17 protein-coding genes, 1 pseudogene and 1 riboswitch are annotated in these 19,646 nt (G+C 74.3%); of the genes and pseudogenes, 11 read left to right on the forward strand and 7 right to left on the reverse strand.

The annotated features are described in order from the left end of the window. The first annotated feature begins 28 nt into the window (after nt 1-28). From AB1207_RS09920 to AB1207_RS09940, 5 genes and pseudogenes are all read left to right on the forward strand, one after another. Nucleotides 29-1,384 (forward strand): DNA polymerase IV, encoded by a 1,356-nt coding sequence (locus AB1207_RS09920; protein ID WP_367637977.1) that lies wholly within the window; start codon nt 29-31, stop codon nt 1,382-1,384. Then, a complete protein-coding gene (locus AB1207_RS09925; RefSeq protein WP_367637979.1) occupies nt 1,381-2,223 on the forward strand; it encodes an AlkA N-terminal domain-containing protein in 843 nt (280 codons plus the stop codon). Before AB1207_RS09920 ends, AB1207_RS09925 begins: the two co-directional genes overlap by 4 nt. Before the next feature lie 20 nt (nt 2,224-2,243). Further along, nucleotides 2,244-2,978, forward strand: coding sequence for an SDR family oxidoreductase (locus tag AB1207_RS09930; RefSeq protein WP_367637981.1), 735 nt, complete (start codon nt 2,244-2,246; stop codon nt 2,976-2,978). Nucleotides 2,979-3,003: 25 nt separating this feature from the next. Further along, nucleotides 3,004-3,558, forward strand: a pseudogene (locus AB1207_RS09935) (GrpB family protein); the annotation flags it as partial. Nucleotides 3,559-3,609: 51 nt separating this feature from the next. Beyond that, nucleotides 3,610-3,972, forward strand: a complete 363-nt coding sequence (locus AB1207_RS09940; protein ID WP_367638244.1) for an arsenate-mycothiol transferase ArsC — start codon at nt 3,610-3,612, stop codon at nt 3,970-3,972. Nucleotides 3,973-4,254: 282 nt separating this feature from the next. On the opposite strand, the gene AB1207_RS09945 is transcribed toward AB1207_RS09940, so the two are convergent. Continuing rightward, nucleotides 4,255-5,163 (reverse strand): LysR substrate-binding domain-containing protein, encoded by a 909-nt coding sequence (locus tag AB1207_RS09945; protein WP_367637982.1) that lies wholly within the window; start codon nt 5,161-5,163, stop codon nt 4,255-4,257. Between the two features lie 72 nt (nt 5,164-5,235). Between AB1207_RS09945 and AB1207_RS09950 the strand changes: the two genes are divergently transcribed. Both AB1207_RS09950 and AB1207_RS09955 read left to right on the forward strand, forming a co-directional pair. Further along, nucleotides 5,236-6,474 carry an MFS transporter gene (locus tag AB1207_RS09950; protein WP_367637984.1) on the forward strand — a complete coding sequence of 413 codons (1,239 nt, stop codon included), beginning with the start codon at nt 5,236-5,238 and terminating at the stop codon, nt 6,472-6,474. Then, nucleotides 6,471-7,313, forward strand: coding sequence for a Sir2 family NAD-dependent protein deacetylase (locus AB1207_RS09955; protein WP_367637986.1), 843 nt, complete (start codon nt 6,471-6,473; stop codon nt 7,311-7,313). The genes AB1207_RS09950 and AB1207_RS09955 overlap by 4 nt, the downstream gene beginning before the upstream one ends. On the opposite strand, the gene AB1207_RS09960 is transcribed toward AB1207_RS09955, so the two are convergent. From AB1207_RS09960 to AB1207_RS09975, 4 genes are read right to left on the reverse strand one after another with little or no spacing between them, the layout of a single operon-like run. Next, nucleotides 7,280-7,948 (reverse strand): class II aldolase/adducin family protein, encoded by a 669-nt coding sequence (locus tag AB1207_RS09960; RefSeq protein WP_367637988.1) that lies wholly within the window; start codon nt 7,946-7,948, stop codon nt 7,280-7,282. The two genes, AB1207_RS09955 and AB1207_RS09960, sit on opposite strands and share 34 nt — an antisense overlap. After that, a complete protein-coding gene (locus AB1207_RS09965; protein WP_367637990.1) occupies nt 7,945-8,994 on the reverse strand; it encodes a zinc-dependent alcohol dehydrogenase in 1,050 nt (349 codons plus the stop codon). Before AB1207_RS09965 ends, AB1207_RS09960 begins: the two co-directional genes overlap by 4 nt. Before the next feature lie 28 nt (nt 8,995-9,022). After that, nucleotides 9,023-10,522 carry a xylulokinase gene (locus tag AB1207_RS09970; RefSeq protein ID WP_367637992.1) on the reverse strand — a complete coding sequence of 500 codons (1,500 nt, stop codon included), beginning with the start codon at nt 10,520-10,522 and terminating at the stop codon, nt 9,023-9,025. Then, nucleotides 10,519-11,301 carry a DeoR/GlpR family DNA-binding transcription regulator gene (locus AB1207_RS09975; RefSeq protein WP_367637993.1) on the reverse strand — a complete coding sequence of 261 codons (783 nt, stop codon included), beginning with the start codon at nt 11,299-11,301 and terminating at the stop codon, nt 10,519-10,521. The genes AB1207_RS09970 and AB1207_RS09975 overlap by 4 nt, the downstream gene beginning before the upstream one ends. Before the next feature lie 229 nt (nt 11,302-11,530). Between AB1207_RS09975 and AB1207_RS09980 the strand changes: the two genes are divergently transcribed. The 3 genes from AB1207_RS09980 to AB1207_RS09990 all read left to right on the forward strand — a co-directional run bounded on the left by AB1207_RS09980 (nt 11,531) and on the right by AB1207_RS09990 (nt 15,728). After that, a complete protein-coding gene (locus tag AB1207_RS09980; RefSeq protein WP_367637994.1) occupies nt 11,531-12,754 on the forward strand; it encodes a hypothetical protein in 1,224 nt (407 codons plus the stop codon). A 60-nt stretch (nt 12,755-12,814) separates the two neighbouring features. After that, nucleotides 12,815-12,923, forward strand: a riboswitch (SAM riboswitch). Nucleotides 12,924-12,936: 13 nt separating this feature from the next. Further along, nucleotides 12,937-14,364, forward strand: coding sequence for an amino acid permease (locus AB1207_RS09985; RefSeq protein ID WP_367637995.1), 1,428 nt, complete (start codon nt 12,937-12,939; stop codon nt 14,362-14,364). Beyond that, on the forward strand, nt 14,361-15,728 hold the full coding sequence (locus AB1207_RS09990) for an NtaA/DmoA family FMN-dependent monooxygenase (protein WP_367637996.1): 1,368 nt from the start codon (nt 14,361-14,363) through the stop codon (nt 15,726-15,728). Before AB1207_RS09985 ends, AB1207_RS09990 begins: the two co-directional genes overlap by 4 nt. Before the next feature lie 21 nt (nt 15,729-15,749). On the opposite strand, the gene AB1207_RS09995 is transcribed toward AB1207_RS09990, so the two are convergent. Further along, nucleotides 15,750-17,546: a glycoside hydrolase family 15 protein gene (locus AB1207_RS09995; protein WP_367638246.1), complete on the reverse strand. Its 1,797-nt coding sequence runs from the start codon at nt 17,544-17,546 to the stop codon at nt 15,750-15,752. 105 nt (nt 17,547-17,651) lie between these two features. Here AB1207_RS09995 and AB1207_RS10000 point away from each other — a divergent pair, with 105 nt between their 5' ends. Then, on the forward strand, nt 17,652-19,313 hold the full coding sequence (locus AB1207_RS10000) for a GGDEF domain-containing protein (protein WP_367637998.1): 1,662 nt from the start codon (nt 17,652-17,654) through the stop codon (nt 19,311-19,313). Here AB1207_RS10000 and AB1207_RS10005 read toward each other — a convergent pair. Further along, entirely contained in the window at nt 19,279-19,611 is a 333-nt protein-coding gene (locus tag AB1207_RS10005; RefSeq protein ID WP_367638270.1) for a hypothetical protein, read from the reverse strand. The genes AB1207_RS10000 and AB1207_RS10005 overlap by 35 nt on opposite strands. Nucleotides 19,612-19,646 lie beyond the last annotated feature (35 nt).

Consider the following 19,646-nt stretch of genomic DNA (forward strand, 5'->3'; position numbering starts at 1 on the left):
GGAGCGTAACCGTGCAGGGGTGCCGGTCGTGACCGACCCGTCCGTGCCCGGGGTCGTGCACCTCGACCTCGACGCGTTCTTCGCCGCCGTCGAGCAGCGGGACAAGCCGTCGCTGCGGGGGAAACCGGTCGTCGTCGGCGGGACCGGTGGGCGCGGTGTGGTGTCCACGGCGAGCTACGAGGCCCGCGCGTTCGGGATCGGCTCGGCGATGCCGACGGCCCGGGCCCGGCGGTTGTGCCCGAACGCCGCCTACCTCGGGGGCCGGTTCGAGGCCTACCGGGAGGTCTCCCGCCAGGTCATGGAACTGGCCCACGAGCTGTCGCCGCTCGTGGAGCCGCTGTCGCTGGACGAGGCGTTCGTCGACCTCTCCGCGGCGCACCCCGACCTCGACGTCGCCGCGGTCACCGCCATCGCCGAGGACTTCCGGGCGGCCGTGCGGGCCAGGACCGGGCTGACCGTGTCGGTGGGTGCCGGAGCCAGCAAGCTCGTGGCCAAGATCGCCTCGGACCTGCGCAAACCCGATGCGCTCGTGGTCGTGCCGCCCGCGGAGCAGGAGGACCTGCTGGCGCCGATGAGCGTGCGGACGATCCCGGGTGTCGGCGCCGTCACGGGGGACCGGCTGGTCCGGGCGGGGTTGAAGACGATCGGTGCACTGGCGGCCGCGGACGAGGGGGAACTCGTCCGGATGCTGGGCAAGGCGCACGGCACGGCCCTGCTGGCCTTCGCGCGCGGGATCGACCCGCGGCCGGTGGTGGCCGAGCGCGAGGCGAAGTCCGTCTCGGCGGAGGAGACGTTCGCCGTCGACCTCACCGACCGGCGGGACCTCGCGGAACGACTGCGGCGCATGGCCGACCGCGTGGCGGCGCGGCTCGCCGCGGCCGGGTTGTCGGGTCGGACGGTGACGGTCAAGGTGCGCCGGTACGACTTCTCGACGCTGAACCGCTCGCGCACCCTGGCGCACGCGACGAGTTCGGCGCGCGAGATCGTCCAGAACGCCACCGAACTCCTGGACACCGTCGACGTCGCGGACGGCGTCCGGCTCCTCGGGGTGGGGGTGTCGGGGTTGAGCGAGTTCAGCCAGGCCGACCTGCTGGCGGACCTGGAGGACGCGGTGGAACCGGAGGCCGACGGGGCCCCGGCGGAGGAGGAACCGCTGGAGTCGCCGCAGCCCTACGGCCCGCCCGCGGCTCCGGGGTGGCGACCGGGACAGGACGTGCGGCACGAGGAGTTCGGGCCCGGCTGGGTCCAGGGATCGGGGGCGGGGCGCGTCACCGTACGGTTCGAGGGCCCGCACACCCCCGTCGGACGGATCCGCACGTTCCGCGACGACGACTCCGCGCTGGCCCCTGCCGATCCGCCCGTCTTCGACCCGGAGCACCCGTGAAACTCCCCGTCCCCGGTGGCCTGGCCGCCGAGCCGCTGCGGCGGTTCCTCCTCGCGCACGCCCTGCCGGGCGCCGAGACCCACGTCGACGGGGTGCACCGGCGGGTGTTCTGGACCAGCCACGGTCCCGTCGAGGCGTCCGTCGACCTCGGGACGCAGGAGCGGTGCGACGTCGTGGTGCTCGACGGGCCGCACGCGGAGGAGGTGGCGCCGGTGGTGCGGCGCTGGCTCGACCTCGACGGCCACCAGGAGGAGGCCGAACGGCACCTGGCGCAGGACCCGCTGCTGGCGCCGCTCGTCGCGGCCAACCCCGGGCTGCGCGTGCCCCGCGCGGTGTCGGGGGCGGAGACGGCGCTCCTCACGGTCCTGGGCCAGCAGGTCTCCCTCGCCGCCGCGCGCACGTTCGCCGGTCGGCTCGTCGCCGCCTACGGCGAGTCCGTGGACGCCCTGCGGGCCTTCCCCCGCCCGGACGTCCTCGCCGCGGCCGGACCGGACGCGATCCGCGCCGTCACCGGGGTGACGGGGGCGCGGGCCCGCACGCTGCACGTCCTGGCGCAGACCCTCGCGGACGGTCTGGACCTGGACAACGTCGCCGCCGTGGACCCGGTGACCGCGCACGCCGAACTCCTCGCCCTGCCGGGCATCGGCCCGTGGACCGCGGACTACGTGGCGCTGCGCGTCCTCGGCGACGACGACGCGTTCCTGCCCTCCGACCTCGTGCTGCGCCGCGCCCTCGGCCGGACCACCGCGCGCGAGGCGCTGGCCCGGGCCGAGACGTGGCGCCCCTGGCGCGGGTACGCGCTGCTGCACCTGTGGACCGCCGAGGTCTTCGTGGACTGAGCGTTCGCTACGGTGCGTCTGTGAAGGGAACCGTCGTCGTCACCGGTGGTAGTCGCGGCATCGGGGCGGCGGTGGTCCTCGCGCTCGCCGCGCGGGGCGTGCCGACCTGCTTCAGCTACTCCACCCACCAGGAGGCCGCGGACGTCGTCGCGGCGACGGCGGCTGACCTGGGCTCGCCCTCGATCGCCGTCCAGGCGGACGTGTCCGTCGAGTCCGACGTCAAGCGCCTGTTCTCCGCCGCGCAGGGCCTGGGCCCGGTGACGGGACTGGTGAACAACGCGGGGATCACCGCACCGCAGTCGAGGGTCGTCGACCTGGACGTCGACCGGATCCGCCGGCTGCTCGACGTCAACGTCGTGGGGGCGTTCCTCTGCGCCCGTGAGGCCGTCAAGCACCTGACGGAGGCCGGCGGCGGGACGATCGTCAACGTCTCCAGCCGCGCCGCGGTCCTCGGCAGCCCGGGGGAGTACGTCGACTACGCCGCCTCCAAGGCCGCGGTCGACACCCTCACGGTCGGGCTCGCGCAGGAGGTCGCGGCCGACGGGATCCGCGTCGTCGGCGTCCGGCCGGGGTTGATCCGCACCGACATCCACGCCTCCTCGGGTGAGCCCGGACGCGTCGAGCGACTGCAGAAGACCGTCCCGATGGGGCGCGGCGGCGAGGCCGACGAGGTGGCCGAGGCCGTCGTCTGGTTGCTGTCGGACGCCGCCTCCTACGTCACGGGCACCACGCTCGACGTCTCCGGCGGCCGCTGACGCCGGCCCGCGGGACCCTGGAGCCGTGAGCACCCGTCCCCCTCGCCGTCCGGACGTCACCGGGCTGGACCTCGTCGGTGGTCCCGAACCGCTGACCGTCACCCTCGCCGAGCACGACCCCCGCTGGGCGGAGGCGTTCCGCGAGCACCGCGCGCGCATCCTGGCCGCCCTGGCGGGGCAGGACGTGGACGTCGAGCACATCGGGTCGACGTCGGTGCCCGGCCTCGCCGCGAAACCCGTCGTCGACCTCGTCGTGGTCGTCGACGACGTCACGGCCGAGGAGGACTACCTCGACCCGCTCCTGGCCGCCGGGTACGTGCTGCGCGTGCGCGAACCCGGGCACCGGCTGGTCCGCACCCCGGAGCGGGACGTCCACGTGCACGTCTACGGCCGCGGCGACCGGGCGGTCGAGGAGTACCTGCTGCTGCGCGACCACCTGCGGCGCGACGAGTCCGACCGGAGGCTCTACGAGTCGGTCAAGCGCGACCTCGTCGCACGCCGGTGGGAGGACACGAACGACTACGCGGACGCCAAGACGGAGGTGATCACGGCGATCAAGGAGCGGGCGCGAGCCGCGCGCGGGGTCCGCCACGTCCTCTTCGTCTGCGTCCGGAACGGGGGCAAGTCGCAGATGGCGGCCGGACTGGCGCGGCGGGCGTTCGCCGAGGCCGGACTCGACGTCGCCGTGTCCTCGGCCGGAACCGCGGCCGGCACCACGCTGAACGCGCAGTCGGTGGAATCGCTGCTCGAGGTCGGCGTCGACGTCACGGCGGAGGTGCCGCGCCAGCTCACCGAGGACGACGTCCGGTCCGCCGACCTCGTCGTCGTGCTCGGTGCGGAGGCCCACGTGGAACCCCTCGGTGACACCCCCGTCGAGGTCTGGGAGACCGACGAACCGTCCGCGCGCGGCGTCGAGGGCCTCGAACGGATGCGACTCGTCCGCGACGACATCGCCGCCCGGATCACCGGACTGGTCGAGCGGTTGCGGCGCTGAGGGTCCCGACGCCGCCCGACACGCAGCCGGCCGTCAGCGCGCCCGGCGGAACGGGACCACGACCGGTCCGCGGGACCCGGACGGCGCGCTCCCGACGGTGACCTCCGGAGGCACCTCGACGGTCTTCCCCGTCCCCCCGGTTCCAGGGGGTGCTCACTCGTGCGGACTGAGGGGGCGGTGGCGCGTCGCCACGGGGGGAGGTACGACGCGCCGCCGCCCTGCACGAACGAGCATACGGCTGCCCGTTCGGTCAGGGAGCGTTTCGGTGAGACCCGGCCCGGGTCAGGGAAGCAACAGGTCCCGCCGCGCCAGGACCACCTCGCGGAACGCCGCCGCCACCCGCGGGAGCTCCTCGTCGCGCCGGACCAGTCCCAGCACGCGGGTGGAGGCCGGGCCGGTGAGCGGTCGTTCCACGACCCCGGCGAACGCCTCGGACGTGCCGCGCTGCGCCGCCGGCAGCAGGGCCACGCCGAGACCCGCGGCCACCAGGCCGCGCAGGGTGTGGCTGTCCTGCCCCTCGAACGCCACGCGGGGGACGACGCCGTGGTGGGCGAAGAGCACCTCGGCGGCCTCGCGCAGCCCGTACCCGGGTTCGAACAGCACGAACTCCTCGTCCGCGACGGCCGCGAGGTCGACGGGACCCGCGACGGCGAGCGGGTGGTCCTCCGGGAACCCCACGACCAGGGGCTGCTCGACGAGCGGATCGCTGCGCAGGCCCGGGCGGTCCGGGACGGGGGAGGTGAGGACGAGGTCGACCTCCCCGGCGGTCAGCTGGTCCAGGACGCCGCCCGCCGCCCCCTGGTGGAGCTGGAACCGCACGCCGGGGTGCTCCTGCCGGAACGCCCGGACGAGCCCGGGGACGGCGGCCGCGCCCAGCGTGTGCAGGAACCCGAGCGAGACGCGGCCGGTGTCGACGGCGTCGTCGTCGCGGACGGTCCGCACCCCGCGGTCCAGCTCGGCCAGCGCCCGCCCGGCCACGTCCGCCAGCGCCCGCCCCGCGGCCGTCAGGCGGATGCCCCGGCCGTCCGGCACCACGAGGGGCACCCCGACCGCCCGCTGCACCCGGGCCAGCGCGCGACTCACCGTCGGCTGCTGCAACCCCAGCACCTCCGCCGCCCGGGTGACGTGCCGGGTCTCGCCGACGGCCGCGAGCACCCGCCACGGCCCCGCCAGAGCCTCCACCTGGTCCACCCGTGAAGTGTGCATGATTCAGGCCCGATCGAGGCATTGGACGCATGGGTCGACCGTTCCTACCGTCGAGGGGTGAGTCTCGACGCCCGCACCGGCACCCCGCCCTGGCTGGGGCACGAACGCGGCACCCCCGGCTACCGACGGATCGTCGTCGCGCTGTTCGCCGCCGGGGTCGCCACCTTCGCCCAGCTCTACTCGGTGCAGTCCGTGCTGCCGGCGCTCGCGGACGGTCTGCACCTCGGCGCCTCCGAGGCCGCCCTCGGAGTGTCCGTCGCGACCGGGGCGCTCGCCGTCTCGGTCGTCGGCTGGAGCGCCGTCGCCGACCGCGTCGGGCGGGTCCCCGCGATGGTCGCCTCGGTCGTCCTGGCCAGCCTGCTCGGCCTCGCCGTCCCGCTGGCCGCCTCGCTCGGCCCGCTGCTCGTCCTGCGGGCCCTGCAGGGCGCCGCGCTCGGCGGGCTGCCCGCCGTCGCCATGGCCTACCTCGCCGAGGAGGTCCACGCCCGCGAGGTCGCGCTCGCCGCCGGGGCCTACGTCTCGGGGAACTCCGTCGGCGGGCTCACCGGCCGGATCGTGTCCTCCGGCGTCGCGGACCTGTTCGGCTGGCGGTGGGGCGTGGCCGCCGTCGCCCTCGTCGGGATCTCCGCGACGGCCGTGTTCTGCCTCCTCGTCCCGCGGTCGCGGGGTTTCGTCCGGCACCGCCGCGTGACCGGCCCGCCGCTGCGGGACCGGTTGCGACGCGCGCTGTCCGACCCCGCGCTGCTCGTCCTCTACGCGCAGGCGCTGCTCCTCATGGGCGGGTTCGTCACGGTCTACAACTACCTCGGGTTCCGGCTCCTGCAGGCGCCGTTCTCCCTGTCCCAGACCGTCGTCGGGCTGCTGTTCGTCGTCTACCTCGCCGGCACGCTGAGCTCCTCGGTCGCCGGGCGCCTGGCTGCGCACGGCCGGCTGCGGGTGCTGCTGGGGTCCGTGGCGGTGTTCGCGGCGGGCTGCCTGTTGACGGTGTCGGCGCAGCTCGCGCTCGTCGTGGTCGGGCTGGTGCTGCTCACGGCCGGTTTCTTCGCCGCGCACGCCGTCGCCAGCGGATGGGTCGGGGCACGCGCCGAGCCGGGCGTGCGGGCGCAGGCCTCGGCGCTCTACACGTTCGCCTACTACGCGGGCTCCAGCGTCGTCGGCTGGCTCGCGGGCTTCGCCTTCTCCGGCGGCGGCTGGGTCGTCGTGGTCGGCGTCGTCACGGCCCTCGCCGCCGTGGCCGCGGTCCTGGCGGCCCTGGGCCTGCGGGGTCGGACCCCGGCGGGCAGCATGGGGGCGTGATCGAGGAACTCGCCGACCTGGTCGGTGCGGGCGGAGTCTGCGTGCTCGAGGGCGCGGGCATGTCGACCGGATCGGGGATCCCCGACTACCGCGGCCCGAACGGCTCCCTGCAGCGGCACACGCCCATGACCTACCAGCAGTTCACCGGGTCGGCCGAGAACCGCCGCCGCTACTGGGGTCGCAGCCACGTCGGGTGGGAGCACTTCCGCCGGGCGCTGCCGAACGACGCGCACCGGACCGTGGCCGCGCTGGAGCGGGCCGGCCTGGTGACGGGGGTCATCACCCAGAACGTCGACGGACTCGACCTCGCGGCCGGCACGCGCGAGGTCGTCGAACTGCACGGCAACCTCGACCGCGTCGTCTGCCTGCACTGCGGCGAGGTCACCGACCGGGCCGAGCTCGCCGACCGCCTGACCGCCGCCAACCCGGGGTTCACCGCCCGGGTCGAGGAGTTCCAGGCGCTCAACCCCGACGGCGACGCCGACCTCACCGACGCCCAGCTCGAGGGTTTCGCGACGGTGCCCTGCCGCCGGTGCGGCCAGGACGCGCTCAAGGCCGACGTCGTGTTCTTCGGTGAGACGGTGCCGAAGGACCGCGTCGAGCGGTGCTTCGACCTGCTCGACGCCTCTCGGTCCCTGCTCGTGCTGGGGTCCTCCCTCGCGGTCATGTCGGGCTACCGGTTCGTGCTGCACGCGGCCAAGCACGACCAGCCCGTGGCGATCGTGACGGCCGGTCCGACCCGGGGGGACGAGAAGGCGGCTGTCCGCCTCGACGCGTCCCTCCAGGACGTCCTGCCCGACCTGCGTCAGCGGCTCGGGCTCCGACGCGACTGGCCGTAGCCCGCCAGTCCCTCGGCGACGCGGGCGATCTCGTCCGCGGCCAGCGTCCGGACCGGCAGCCCGGTGGCCATGGCCCGCAGCTGCACGTCGCACACGTACTCCAGGTAGGCCACCAGGCTCAGCGTCTTCGCCAGGTCGTTCCCGACGACGACCGCCCCGTGGTTCCCCATGAGCGCCGCGGTCCTGTCCCGCAGGGCATCGGCGACACCCGTGGCGAGGTCGTCGGAACCGAACGTGGCGTACGGGGCGACGCGGATCCCGCCGCCGAACAGGGCCGTGTAGTAGTGCGACGCGGGCACCTCGTCGACCAGGGTGGAGAGAGCGGTCGACGCCGGGGCGTGCGTGTGCACCACGGCCGTGTGGGCGGAACTCTCGTACACGGCCAGGTGCAGGGGGAGTTCGCTGGAGGGTTTCAGCGGGGCGTCGACGGGTTCGCCGTCCATGCGGTGCACGCCGACGTCGGCCCCCGTCATGGCCTCGTAGTCCAGCCCGCTGGGGGAGATCACGACGAGGTCGCCGACGCGCACCGACACGTTCCCGGCCGTACCGACGACGAGGCCGTCGCGGGCGAGCGCCTTGCAGGTGTCCGCGACCTGCTGCCGCACGGGCGCGAGGTCGTCCAGGGGCCGGTTCACGGCTGCATCCCCGGCTGCAGGATGAACTTGGAGCCGCGGCCCGCGGCCATGTCCTCGAGGCTGTCCACGAGCGCCTCCAGCGGCCGCACCTCGGTCACGAGCATGGTGCCGTCGACCTTGCCGGTGCTGAGGAGTTCCACGGCCGTGCGGACGTAGTCGGGGGTGTGGTGGAACACGCCCTTGAGCGTGTACTCCTCGTAGTGCATCGCCGAGGAGTCCACCGAGAACGGCGCTCCCTTGGGGGTTCCGCCGAAGAGCACCGCGGTCCCGCCCGGGCGCAGGGTGCGGACGGCCTGCTCCCACACGGCGGGCAGCCCGACCGCCTCGATCGAGACGTCCGCGCCGCGCCCGCCGGGAGTGCGAGCCTTGATCGCCGCGACGCGGGAGTCCGGATCCGGCAGGTCGCTGAGGTCGATCGTCTCGACGGCGCCGGCGGCCCGGGCCTGTTCCAGCCGCCACGGCGTCTGGTCGACGGAGACGACGCTCGCCCCGCGCAACGTGGCGAGGCGGGTGAACATCAACCCGATGGGCCCCGCGCCGTGGACGACGACGGTGTCCCCGAGGGAGATCCCGGACTCGTCGATGCCGTGGACGACGGTCGCGAGGGGTTCCAGCGGGGCCGCCGCCTCGAAGGACAGGCTGTCGGGCATGACGTAGGTGTTGCGCGCCACGATGGCCGCGGGGATCACGACCTGCTCGGCGAAGGCGCCGTTGAGGAACTCCAGGTTCTCGCAGAGGCTGAGCCGTCCGCGCGTGCAGGCCCAGCAGTGCCCGCACGGGGCGGTGTTCGCCGCGACGACGCGCTGGCCGGGGGAGAACCCGGTGACACCGTCGCCGACGGCGCGCACGACGCCCGCGAACTCGTGGCCGAACCGCGAGGGCAGGACGGGGAACAGCTTGGGGTGACCGCGCCGGTAGGACTTCAGGTCCGTGCCGCAGGTGGCGGCGGCGCGGACGTCGACGAGCACCTCGCCCGGGCCGGGTTCGGGGTCGGGGACGTCCTCCATCCGCAGGTCGCCGGGGCCGTGGAAGATGGCGGCTCGCACTGGGTCTCCTCTGGGTGGACGGTGAGGGTCAGACGTGCAGCGCGTGCAGGACGTCGCGCAGCGTCGGGTACAGGGACTTGTAGAGCGGCAGGAGGGCTTCGTAGCGCTGCACGTTCTCCGGCAGGGGTTCCACGACGTCCTCGAAGCTGGTGAGGGCGTGCGAGGCGGTCGCGAGGTCCGGGTGCTCGCCGAGGGTGGTGAGGGCGACGACGGCCGCGCCGAGGGCGCTGATCTCGCCGTCGGCCCGCTTGTGCAGGCGCCGGCCGAGGACGTCGGCGAGGATTTGGCCCCACAGGGGGCTGCGCATGCCGCCGCCGATCGCGCGGATCGACCGCACGGGGCGACCCGTCGCCTCCTCCAGACCGTCGAGCTGCGTGCGCAGCTCGAACGCGATGCCCTCCAGCAGCGACCGGTACATGTGCGCGCGCGTGTGGAACCCGCGCCAGCCGAGGACGGCGCCGGAGGACAGGGCGTCCCAGTGCGGGGTCTGCGTCGCGTTCCAGTGCGGCAGCGTCAGCAGACCCTCCGAACCCACCGGGACGGCGGCGGCCGCGGCCTCCAGTTCGGGGTCCGGGCGGCCGTCCGCTCCGGCCTCGCCGAACTCCCTGCGGAACCAGGTGGACAGGAACGTCCCCGAGGAGGAGAACGTCTCCAGCGTCCGCTGCCCCGCGAACGCGGACACCATCGTCCGGTAGGCGCGGGAGGGCCGGTACTCCTCGTGCTGGGCGCCGATGACGACGGCCGTGCCCATGACGAGGTAGGCGTCACCGGGTTCCGTGACACCGACACCGAGGCCGGCGGCCTGGCCGTCGCCGAGGCCCGCGACGACCACGGTCCCCGCGGCGAGGCCCCACGCCTGCCGCACGACGGGCAGGAGTTCCCCGAGGTCCGCGCCGACGGGAGCGAGGTCCGGCAGCTGGTCGCGGCGCACCCCGGCGATGCGCAGGAGGTCGGGGTGGTAGTCCTTCGTCTCCACGTCCAGCAGCGCGAGCGGGTCCATCGACGCCGTGCTCGTCACCCAGCGACCCGTGAGCCGCTGCACGAGGTAGCCCTGGACGTCGACGACGTGGTGCGCCCGGTCGAGGACGTCGGGGGCGTGGTCGCGCAACCAGGCCAGCTTGTACAGGCCGGGGGTGATGTCGGCGGGTTTCCCGCAGAGCCGTTCGACGTGCTCGCTGCCGTCGCGCGCCACCTGCTCGGCCGCTCGCCCGTCGAGCCAGAGCATGGCCGGGGCGAGTGGTTCGCCGGCCTCGTCGAGGCACACGAACGACTCCCGCTGGTGGCTGATGCACAGCGCGCGGACGACACCGCGGTCCGGGAGCGACTGCAGCGCAGCGCGGACGGCCTCGTCCAGTGCCGTCCACCACGACCGCGCGTCCTGCTCGGCGCGGCCGGGGGCGGGCGAACGCGTCTGGAGCGGGGAGGAGGCCGAGGCCAGCACAGCGCCGTCGGAGGCGGTGACGAGGGCCTTGACGGCGGTCGTCGAGCAGTCGACGGCGATGACGGCGACGACGGGGGAGGTGTTCACGGGTGCGCCTCCTCGGCGACGACGAGTTCGACGCCCGCAGCGCGCACGGCGTCGACGTCGGCGGGATCGGTCTCGGCGTCGACGACGACGACGTCGAACTCCGCGAGGTTCCCGATGCGGTGCACGGCGCGGCGCGTGAACTTCGTGTGGTCGGCCAGCAGGACCCGCAGTTCCGCGCTGCGCAGGAAGGCGCGCTTGAGGTCCGCCGTGGCGCGGGACGGGTGGAAGCAGGCGCCGTCGGACACGGCCGTGACGGACATGAACACGACGTCGTAGTGCAGGTCGGCCAGCGCGGCGACGGCGCTGGAACCGCCGAAGGAGGCGAACTCGGGGACGAACTCCCCGCCCACCGCCGTGAGCCGGACCTCCGGTTCGGTGGCGAAGGCGGTGAGGACGGGCAGGAAGTTCGACACCACCGTGAGGGGCCCGCGCTCCTTGAGGGCGGGGACGAGGTGCAGCGCCGTCGTGCTGTCGTCCAGGGCCACGGCCTGCAGCGCTCCGCGGTCCGCCGCCCACCGCAGGGCCGCGGCGGCGATGGCTCGCTTCTGCGGCACGTTGAGGTCGGCGCGGTAGGCGTGGTGGTGCTCGAACGCCTCGCTCGGCCGGGCCTCGGCCCCCGAGCGCACCTTGCGCAGCACCCCGCGGCTGTGGAGGTGGTCCAGGTCGCGGTGGATGGTCATGGCGCTCACGCCGAACTCCTCGGCGAGCGCGTCGATGCGCACGGACCCCTGCGCGCGGACGCGTTCGGCGATCACGTGGCGACGGTCGAGACTGCTCACGTGGCTCCGCTCCGGGACCGGTGGTCGCGTCCGTGCGACCGGGTGAGGGGGAGTCAACCAGCCCTCCGCCCCATTGGCAACAGGCCGCAACGTGAAGTTCACACGGACATGCGTGATGACAGGATGTCGTCGTCCCACGAGCAGCAGGGTGCGGCCCCTCTGGTGCCCCGGATGATCCTCGCCGCCGGTTCGACGGAACCGCGTGGGCCTGCTGGAGGACGATGGGGACGTGGACGAGGACGAGCACGAGTTCGCATCCCCCACGGGCCTGGCGCCGGAGGAGTTGGCGGCGACCCTCCGGCTGGCGACGAGCGAACGCGGGGGAGGCCACCAGGCGGCCGTGGACCTGCTGGCCCGGTGCGGCGGCTGGCTGCCCGTGCTCGACGCGGCGGGTTTCATCGCGGTCGGTCCGCCGTCCGGCCGGGACCCCGAGCTGCGTCCGCGCGCCGTGGTGCGGTGGGCGGACGCCGTCGCGGCCCTGGAGCACGGCGGGGCGCTGGACGCCGGGTGGGACCACCACCGACCGGCCCTGGACGACCGCGTCCTGCGGATCGCGGCGTCGCTCGCGGACGGTCCTGCCGTCGCGCTCCGCGCGCTGCTGGACAGTCTCGACCGCGAGCGGACGCGGTTCGTCCTGTCGGCGGTCGAGGCCGCCACCGCGGCGCACCACGTCGAGCACGAGTGGCGACTGCCCGACGGACGGGACTCGGGGAGGTCGGGCTTCCTCTCCGTGCCGGCGATCGTCCCCTGGCCCGAGGTGGACCTCGACACGGACTGGGAGCAGCCGGAACTGGCCCTCTGGCCGGAGCGGGTCGCCGAGGAGGAGGCGGTCGCCTGGGCCGCCGCGCACCCGGCACCCGCGGTGGGCCTGCCGTTGACCGGTCCGGTGGCGGACCTGCTGTCGCGGTTGCGGGCTCCGGGCGCGATGCGCGGTGGGGGTCTCGGGATGTGGTCCAGGACTCCGATCTCCGTGGAACTGCGGGCCCGGACCCCGGCCGAGGTCGAGGCGTGGCTCGGCGGGCCGCTGCCCGAACTCCCGCCCCTCGTCGCGGCGGGGCAGCGGTGCTGGTGCTTCAGCCGCGGGGAGGAGGGGGACGAGGGGTTCGAGGTGGTGCTCTGCTGGGTGCCGGCCGGGACGAGCATCCACGAGGTCGTCCTGCCCCGTTCCGCCGAACGGGACGCGACGGTCCTGCACGTCTGGGCTCGGCCGGGACCCGGCGCCGCACCCAGCGGCGCACCGGAGGACCGGACGAGCCTCATGGACCCCGCCGGCGGGCACACGACCGTCCGGGTCCGAGGTCGCCGGGTCGGTGTGCAGCGCTGGGGGCACGCGGAGTCCGGCCTCGGCTGGTTCCGCCGGGGCGGGGCGGACCACCAGTTCCTCCGCCTGCACGTCCCGCGCCTGCCCCCGGCGGCGGTGGAACTGCTGCTGCAGGGGGAGAACCTGGTGTGACCCGTTCCGGCAACGAGCCCCTTTGACGCTCCCGTCGCGCTCTCCCTAGGATCCGTGGCCGGTCACGAGCGGCAGCCTCGGGCCCTGGCCGGCTGCCCAGCAACCCTCCTCCGCGTGGGGTGCTCCAGGTGAAGACCCGGCCGCGCGGAGCGCGCGGCAAGAGCGGACGCGTGAGGAGAACCATGGCCGACACCCCCGTCCCCCTGCAGGCGCAGCCGGGGACCGCCGAGCTGCGACGGGGCCTGCGGTCCCGCCACCTGGTGATGATCGCCCTGGGGGGCGTCATCGGTTCCGGGTTGTTCATCTCCTCCGGTTACACGATCTACCAGGCCGGGCCACTGGGAGCCGTCATCGCCTACGCGATCGGCGCGGTCGTGGCCTGGCAGCTCATGACGTGCCTCGGTGAGCTGGCCGTGCAGATGCCCGAGTCCGGCGGGTTCCACGTCTACGCCCACCGCATCCTCGGTCCGGCGACGGGTTTCACGACGGCCTGGCTGTACTGGCTGTGCTGGGTGGCCGCGATCGGTTCGGAACTGACGGCGTCGGGCCTGCTCATGCAGCGGTGGTTCCCCGCCGTGCCGGTCTGGTTGTGGTGCGCGGTGTTCGCCGCGGTGCTGCTGGCGGTGAACCTCGCGCCGGTGCGCTTGTACGGGGACACCGAGAGCCTGCTCGCCGCCGTCAAGGTGACCGCCGTCGTCGTCTTCATCGTCGTCGGGGCCCTGGCGATCGTGGGGATCAGCCGGTCGGACGCCCCGGCACCCCTGCTGTCGAACTTCGTCACTCCGGACGGACTGCTGCCCGCCGGGATCGGCGGGGTCCTCGTGGCCGTGCTCGCGGTGTTCTACGCCTTCTCGGGCACCGAACTCATCGCCATCGCGGCCGGCGAGACCGACGACCCGGCCCGCGTCGTGCCGCAGGCCGTCCGCACGACGATGGTGCGGCTGGTCGTGTTCTTCATCGGCGCGATCGTCGTCATGGCCGCGCTGGTCCCGTACGCGCAACTCGGCAGCGCCGACGAGTCCGTGGAGACCAGTCCGTTCGTCACGGTGTTCGCCGCCTCGGGCATCCCGTACGCGGCCGACGTCATCGCCGTCGTCATCATCACGGCACTCATGTCCGCCGGGGTCTCCGGGCTGTACGCCTGTTCCCGCCTGCTGCGGTCGCTCGCGCTCACCGGGGACCTGCCGCCGGCGTTCGCCCGCACCGACCGTCGGGGCATCCCGGTGCTCGCGGTGGCGGTGAGCCTGGCCGGGGGCCTCGTGTCGCTCGTCAGTTCGTACGTCGCGGCGGGAACCGTCTACGTGGTGCTGGTGTCGGTCGCGGGTTTCGCCGTCGTGGCGGTGTGGGCGGTGATCGCTCTGGCGCAGTTCGTGCAGCGCCGCCGTCTGCGCGCTGCCGGGACGGATCCGGCCACGTTGCCCTACCACTCGCGCTTCTTCCCGTTCGCACCGGTGTTCGTCCTCGTGGCCTGCGCGGTCTCCGTGGTGGCGTCCCTGTTCGACGGGTCCCAGCGGCTGGCCACGGTCATCGGGGTCGTGTTCACCGCCGCCTGCTACCTCGTGCACCGGTTGCGCCGGGGTTCTGGCGCCTCTGGCAGGGTTGCGGCGTGAGCACGAACAGGCCCCTCGTCGTCGCCCTCTACGAACAGGCCAGCGTCGGCTGCGGTGGTGCCCCCGGGTTGTGGACCCACCCCGCGGACGACCGTGTCGGCGTCAACAGCCTCGACCGGTGGCGCCACGTCGCCACCACCGCCGAACAGGCGGGGTTGCACGCCCTGTTCCTCGCCGACGTCCTGGGGTTGTACGACAGCTACGAGGGGTCGCTGGACGCCGCCGTCGGCGAGGCGGTCGAGGTTCCCGCGAACGACCCCTTCGCCTACGTCCCCGCACTGGCCGAGACCGCGCGCGACCTCGCGTTCGTCGTCACGGCGTCCACCACCTACGAGCACCCGTTCTCCCTGGCCCGCCGCTTCGCGACGCTCGACCACCTCACCGGTGGCCGCATCGGGTGGAACGTGGTGACCAGCTACCTGGAGAGCGCCGCTCGCAGCTTCGGGTTGGACCGCCAGCTCGCCCACGCCGACCGGTACGGCCGCGCGGACGAGTTCCTCGAGGTCACCCACCAGTTGTGGGAGAGCTCGTGGGCCGACGACGCCGTGGTGGCCGACAAGGCCGGCGCGACGTGGGCCCGGCCCGGATCGGTCCGCCCCCTCGCGCACGACGGGGAGCACTTCCGCGTGCACGGCCCGGCGCTCACGTCCCCCTCCCCGCAGCGCACCCCGCTGCTGTTCCAGGCCGGGTGGTCGCCGCGCGGCCGGGAGTTCGGGGCCCGGCACGGCGAGGTACTGCTGCTGCCGCAGGCGGACCCGACGAAGATCGCCGCCGGCCTGGCCGACGTCCGCAGCCGTGCCGCGGCCCTCGGCCGAGCGGACGACGACCTGCGCGCCCTCGCCCTGGCGCGTGTCGTGGTGGGTCGCACCGAGGACGAGGCGCAGGCCAAGTACGACGACCTCCAGAGCACCTACCGGTTGCGTGCCCAGCTCGTCTCCTACTCCGGCGACACCGGCATCGACATCTCCCGCTACGCCGACGACGAACCCCTGAGCACCGTCACGAACGGCTTGTCCAGCTACGTGCTGAAGGCCGGGCCGGGTTCCCCGCCGCTGACCGCCGGCGAGGTGCGGCGGCGGTTCACGTCCGTCGCCCGCGGTGGCGACTTGTTCTTCGTCGGAACTCCCGACCAGGTGGCCGACGCGATGGGCGAGCACGCCGCCGCCGCAGGGCTCGACGGCTACGTCCTCAACCCGCTGCTCAGCCCCGGGACGTTGGAGGACTTCGCCGAGCTCGCCGTGCCGGCCCTCGTCGACCGGGGCCTGTACGACCCCTCGGTGAAGACGGGAACCCTGCGCTCGCGGGTGCGGGGCGACGGGCGGGACCGGCTGAGCGCGACGTACCCGGCCCTGCAGCGGGGCTGACCGCCGCAGGACCGGGGCTCGTCAGAGCCCGTCGGCCTCGGCGCGGGCCAGCAGCACCGCGGAGGAGATCAACCCGATGTGGCTGAACGCCTGCGGGAAGTTCCCGAGGAACTCACCCGTCGTCGGGTCCACCTGTTCGGCGAGCAAGCCCACGTGGTTGACGCGCGCCGCCAGGCTCTCGAACAGTTCCCGCGCCTCCTGCACGCGTCCGCTCTGCACCAGGTTGTCGACCCACCAGAACGAGCACAGCACGAACGCCCCCTCGTTGCCCTCCAGGCCGTCGGGGGAGTCGGCGTGCAGGTAGCGGTACAGCAGTCCTCCGCCGGGGGAGAGCTTGCGCGCCACGGCGTCCACGGTCGCGACCATCCGCGGGTCGGCCGCGTCGACGACGCGGCGCAGCGGCAACGCCAGCAGGCTCGCGTCGAGCGTTCCCGGCTGGTCGAGGTGCTCGGTGAAGCAGCCGTCCTCCTCGCTCCACGCCCGGTCCACGAGGTCGGCCCGCACGTCGTCGGCGAGCGCACGCCAGTGCGCTGCACGGTCCGCGCGTCCGCTGAGTTCGGCCAGCCGCGCGAGCCGGTCGAACGCGACCTGGCACATCGCCACTGAGTAGGTGAACGGGCGGCCCGCGTCGCGGATCTCCCAGATCCCCTGGTCGGGCGTGAGGTGGTGGCGTTCGGCGAGCCGGCCGAGGTGCTCGAGGCGGTCCCACCGCGCGTCGGTCAGGGTTCCGCCGTGGCGGACGTGCTGGTAGGCGCAGTCGAGGATCTCGCCGTAGACGTCGTGCTGCAGCTGCCCGCTCGCCCCGTTGCCCCAGCGGACGGGACCCGAGCCCCGGTACCCCTCGAACTCCTCGTCCTCGACCTCGTCCTGCGGGAACGTCCCGTCGAGCGTGTAGAGCACGTCGGGCCGGGCGTCCTCCCGCGTGGCGGCGTCGAGCACCCAGTCGAGGAACGCGTCCGATTCCTCGACCATCCCGATGCGCCGCAGCGCGTACACCGTGTAGGCGGCGTCGCGGACCCAGGTGAACCGGTAGTCCCAGTTCCGTTCACCCCCGACGGCCTCGGGCAGGGACGACGTCGGGGCCGCGACGACCGCGCCGCTGGCGTGGTGGTCGCAGAGCTTCAGCGTGATGGCGCTGCGCAGGACGAGGTCGGCGTGCGCGCCGTCGAACCGGACGCCCGCGCTCCAGTCCCGCCAGGCGGTGTCGGTGCGCTGCAGCGCCTCCGCCAGGGTGTCGGGGTCGAGGTCCAGCGGTTCGTCCGTCCAGGACAGCGTGAGCGCCCACCGGTCGCCCGCGCCGAGCACGTGCCCCCGGTCCGTGTCCCGGGAGGACGAGAGGTGCAGGGCGCGGTCGCCGCCGCCGGGCAGGGGGACGGCGGAACCCTCGACGGTCGCGCCGTCGCGTCCGCGCAGCTCGCTGCGGACGTCCACCGTCCCGTGCACCACCTCCAGCAGCCGGCCGAGGGCGCCGGTCGCCGACGACGTCCGCGGCTGCAGCGCGCCGTCCAGGAGCAACGCGTCCGTGACGCGCAGGGTGCCGGTGCCCGTCGTGAGCTCGGTGACGAGGACGGCCGACCCGGGCAGGTAGTGCTGGCGGCTGCTGCGCAGGTCCCGGACGGGCAGGTCCCAGCGCCCACCGCGGTCGGCGTCGAGCAGGGAGGCGAAGACCGCGGGGGAGTCGAAGCGCGGCAGGCAGGCCCAGGCGACGCGGGCGTCCAGACCCACGAGCGCCGCGGTCTCGCCGTCCCCGACGAGGGCGTGGTCGGCGATGGGCGGGTAGCGGTCGGCGAGGTCCTGGCGGACGTCGTCGGTCTGCATCGTGGTGGGTGTGGGGTGCGTCGTCGTCACGGGCGTCTCCCGGCTCGTGGCTGGCGGTGCGGGCCACGCTAGGCGGATCGGCGGCGGTCCGCCCTCCGAGGGGGCATGCTCAAGACCGGGAGCGCCGAGGTCGATGTCCTGGTGCCGACGACGGACGCCGGCGACGGGGACGCAGCGCGCGTGGAGAGGAGCAGGCGGTTGTCGGCACACCACGACGCGGACGAGCACGCCGACCTGCTGGCCCGCCTGCACACCCTCGAGCGGGACCGCGGGTTCGGCCTGTTCGGGCAGGACCACGAGGCCCGCGCTCTCGAACGCGCCGCCGCGGACGCGGGCTGCGACGTGCTGCGGGCCCGCGCCCAGCTCGTCGTGGCGGACGTCCTGCAGGCCGCGGGCCGCAGCCGGGAAGCGCTCGACCTGGTGGTCTCGGCCGGCGAGACGGCTCGCCTCCACCAGGACGCGGAACTGCTGGCCCGGGTGCACTTCCTCCAGTTCGTGCTGCACCTGCTCGCCGGGAACGTCGTCGAGGCCCGACGCCACGGCCTGCTGAGCGTCGAGACGCTGCCGGAGTCCGCTCCCGGGTGGCTGCGTGCCGAGCACCTCCTGGCGCTGACGGTCGTCCTGAACGACGCGGCGCTCTCCCGCAGCGACGTCTTCGTCGAGCTGGACCGGCTCGCCCGCGCCGAGCAGGACAAGCGGTGGGAGCTGTTCACCGCGAACAACCGCGCCTGGTGGCTGTTGCTGGACGGGGACGTGCCCGGTGCGCTCGCGCTGGTGGCGCAGTTGCGCCACCTGTCCGCGCGGCACGGGATCGCGCTGCGGCAGGCCGACCTCGACACCATCGCCTGCGTCGAACTGGCCGACGGCCGTCCCGACGACGCCCTGCGCACCGTCCGGGAGGCCGTGGGGACCGCGGACCGGACGACCACCCAGGCCGACCACCTCGTCCTCGTGCTCCTCACCCTGTGCTCGGTGCTGCGCACCCTCGGGCGGACCGACGACGCCGATCGCGAACTCGCCCGCGCCCGTGACCTCGCCGCGGCCCGGGAACTGCCCGGCCTGCTCGCGGACGTCGAGGCGCTGCAGGCCGCGCTCGTCGCGGACCGGGGTCAGTGGGAGGCGGCCTACCGCGCTCAGCTGCGCCACGACGAGGCACGCCGTGCGCTCCTGGCCGTCCAGGACGCGACCCGGGTGCTCCTGGCCCAGGCGGAGTACGACGCCCGCGCCGCCCGGCGCGACCGCGACCACTACAAGCTGCTCGCGCACACCGACGTCCTCACGGGGTTGCCGAACCGTCGCGCGGCGCAGGTCCACCTGGAGGGCCTGCTGGCCGACGGTCCCGCCGCCGACCTGTCGGTGTTCCTGCTCGACGTCGACCACTTCAAGGCCATCAACGACACGTTCTCCCACGAGGTGGGCGACGCCGTGCTGCAGCAGTTCGCGGACGTCCTGCGCCGCAGCGGGAAACGGGCCGGTGCGTTCGCCGGCCGGCTGGGGGGCGAGGAGTTCGTCGTCGCCTTCACGGGCTCGGCGGAGGAGGCCGAGCGGGTGGCGGAGTCGCTGCGTGCCGCGGTGGCCGAACGCGACTGGTCCGACCTGTGCCCGGGGGCACCCGTGACCGTGAGCATCGGAGTCGCCGGGGTGCGCGAGGGCCACACGACCTTCAGCGCGCTCCTGTCGGCGGCCGACCACCGGCTCTACGAGGCCAAGCGCGCAGGTCGGAACCGGGTCGTCACCGGTGGGTCAGGGGTTGCTGCACGTCGCTGACGCCGGGACCGCGCTCGTGGCGGACCCGCGTCGGCTGCACGCGGCCGGTGGCCAGTTCGTACACGGTGGACAGCACGCCGACGCAGCCTTCGAACACGGCTTCGCGCAGCAGCGTCGAGCGCTGCTGCAGGAGGTCCGCGGTGGCGGCCGCGTGCCACTCCGAGACCTCGGTCGGGTCGGTCCGCCCGGCGTGGTGCGCGGCGGAGACGTGCAGGCTGAGACGCTCGACGACGGTGCGGACGTGGCCGCCGGGGGGCCGTTCCCCCGGCCAGGGTCTGCGCCGCGGCGGCGACGGCACCGCACCCCCCGTGGCCCATGACGAGGACGAGGTCG

This window comes from Kineococcus endophyticus (assembly GCF_040796495.1).
Taxonomy (GTDB): domain Bacteria; phylum Actinomycetota; class Actinomycetes; order Actinomycetales; family Kineococcaceae; genus Kineococcus; species Kineococcus endophyticus.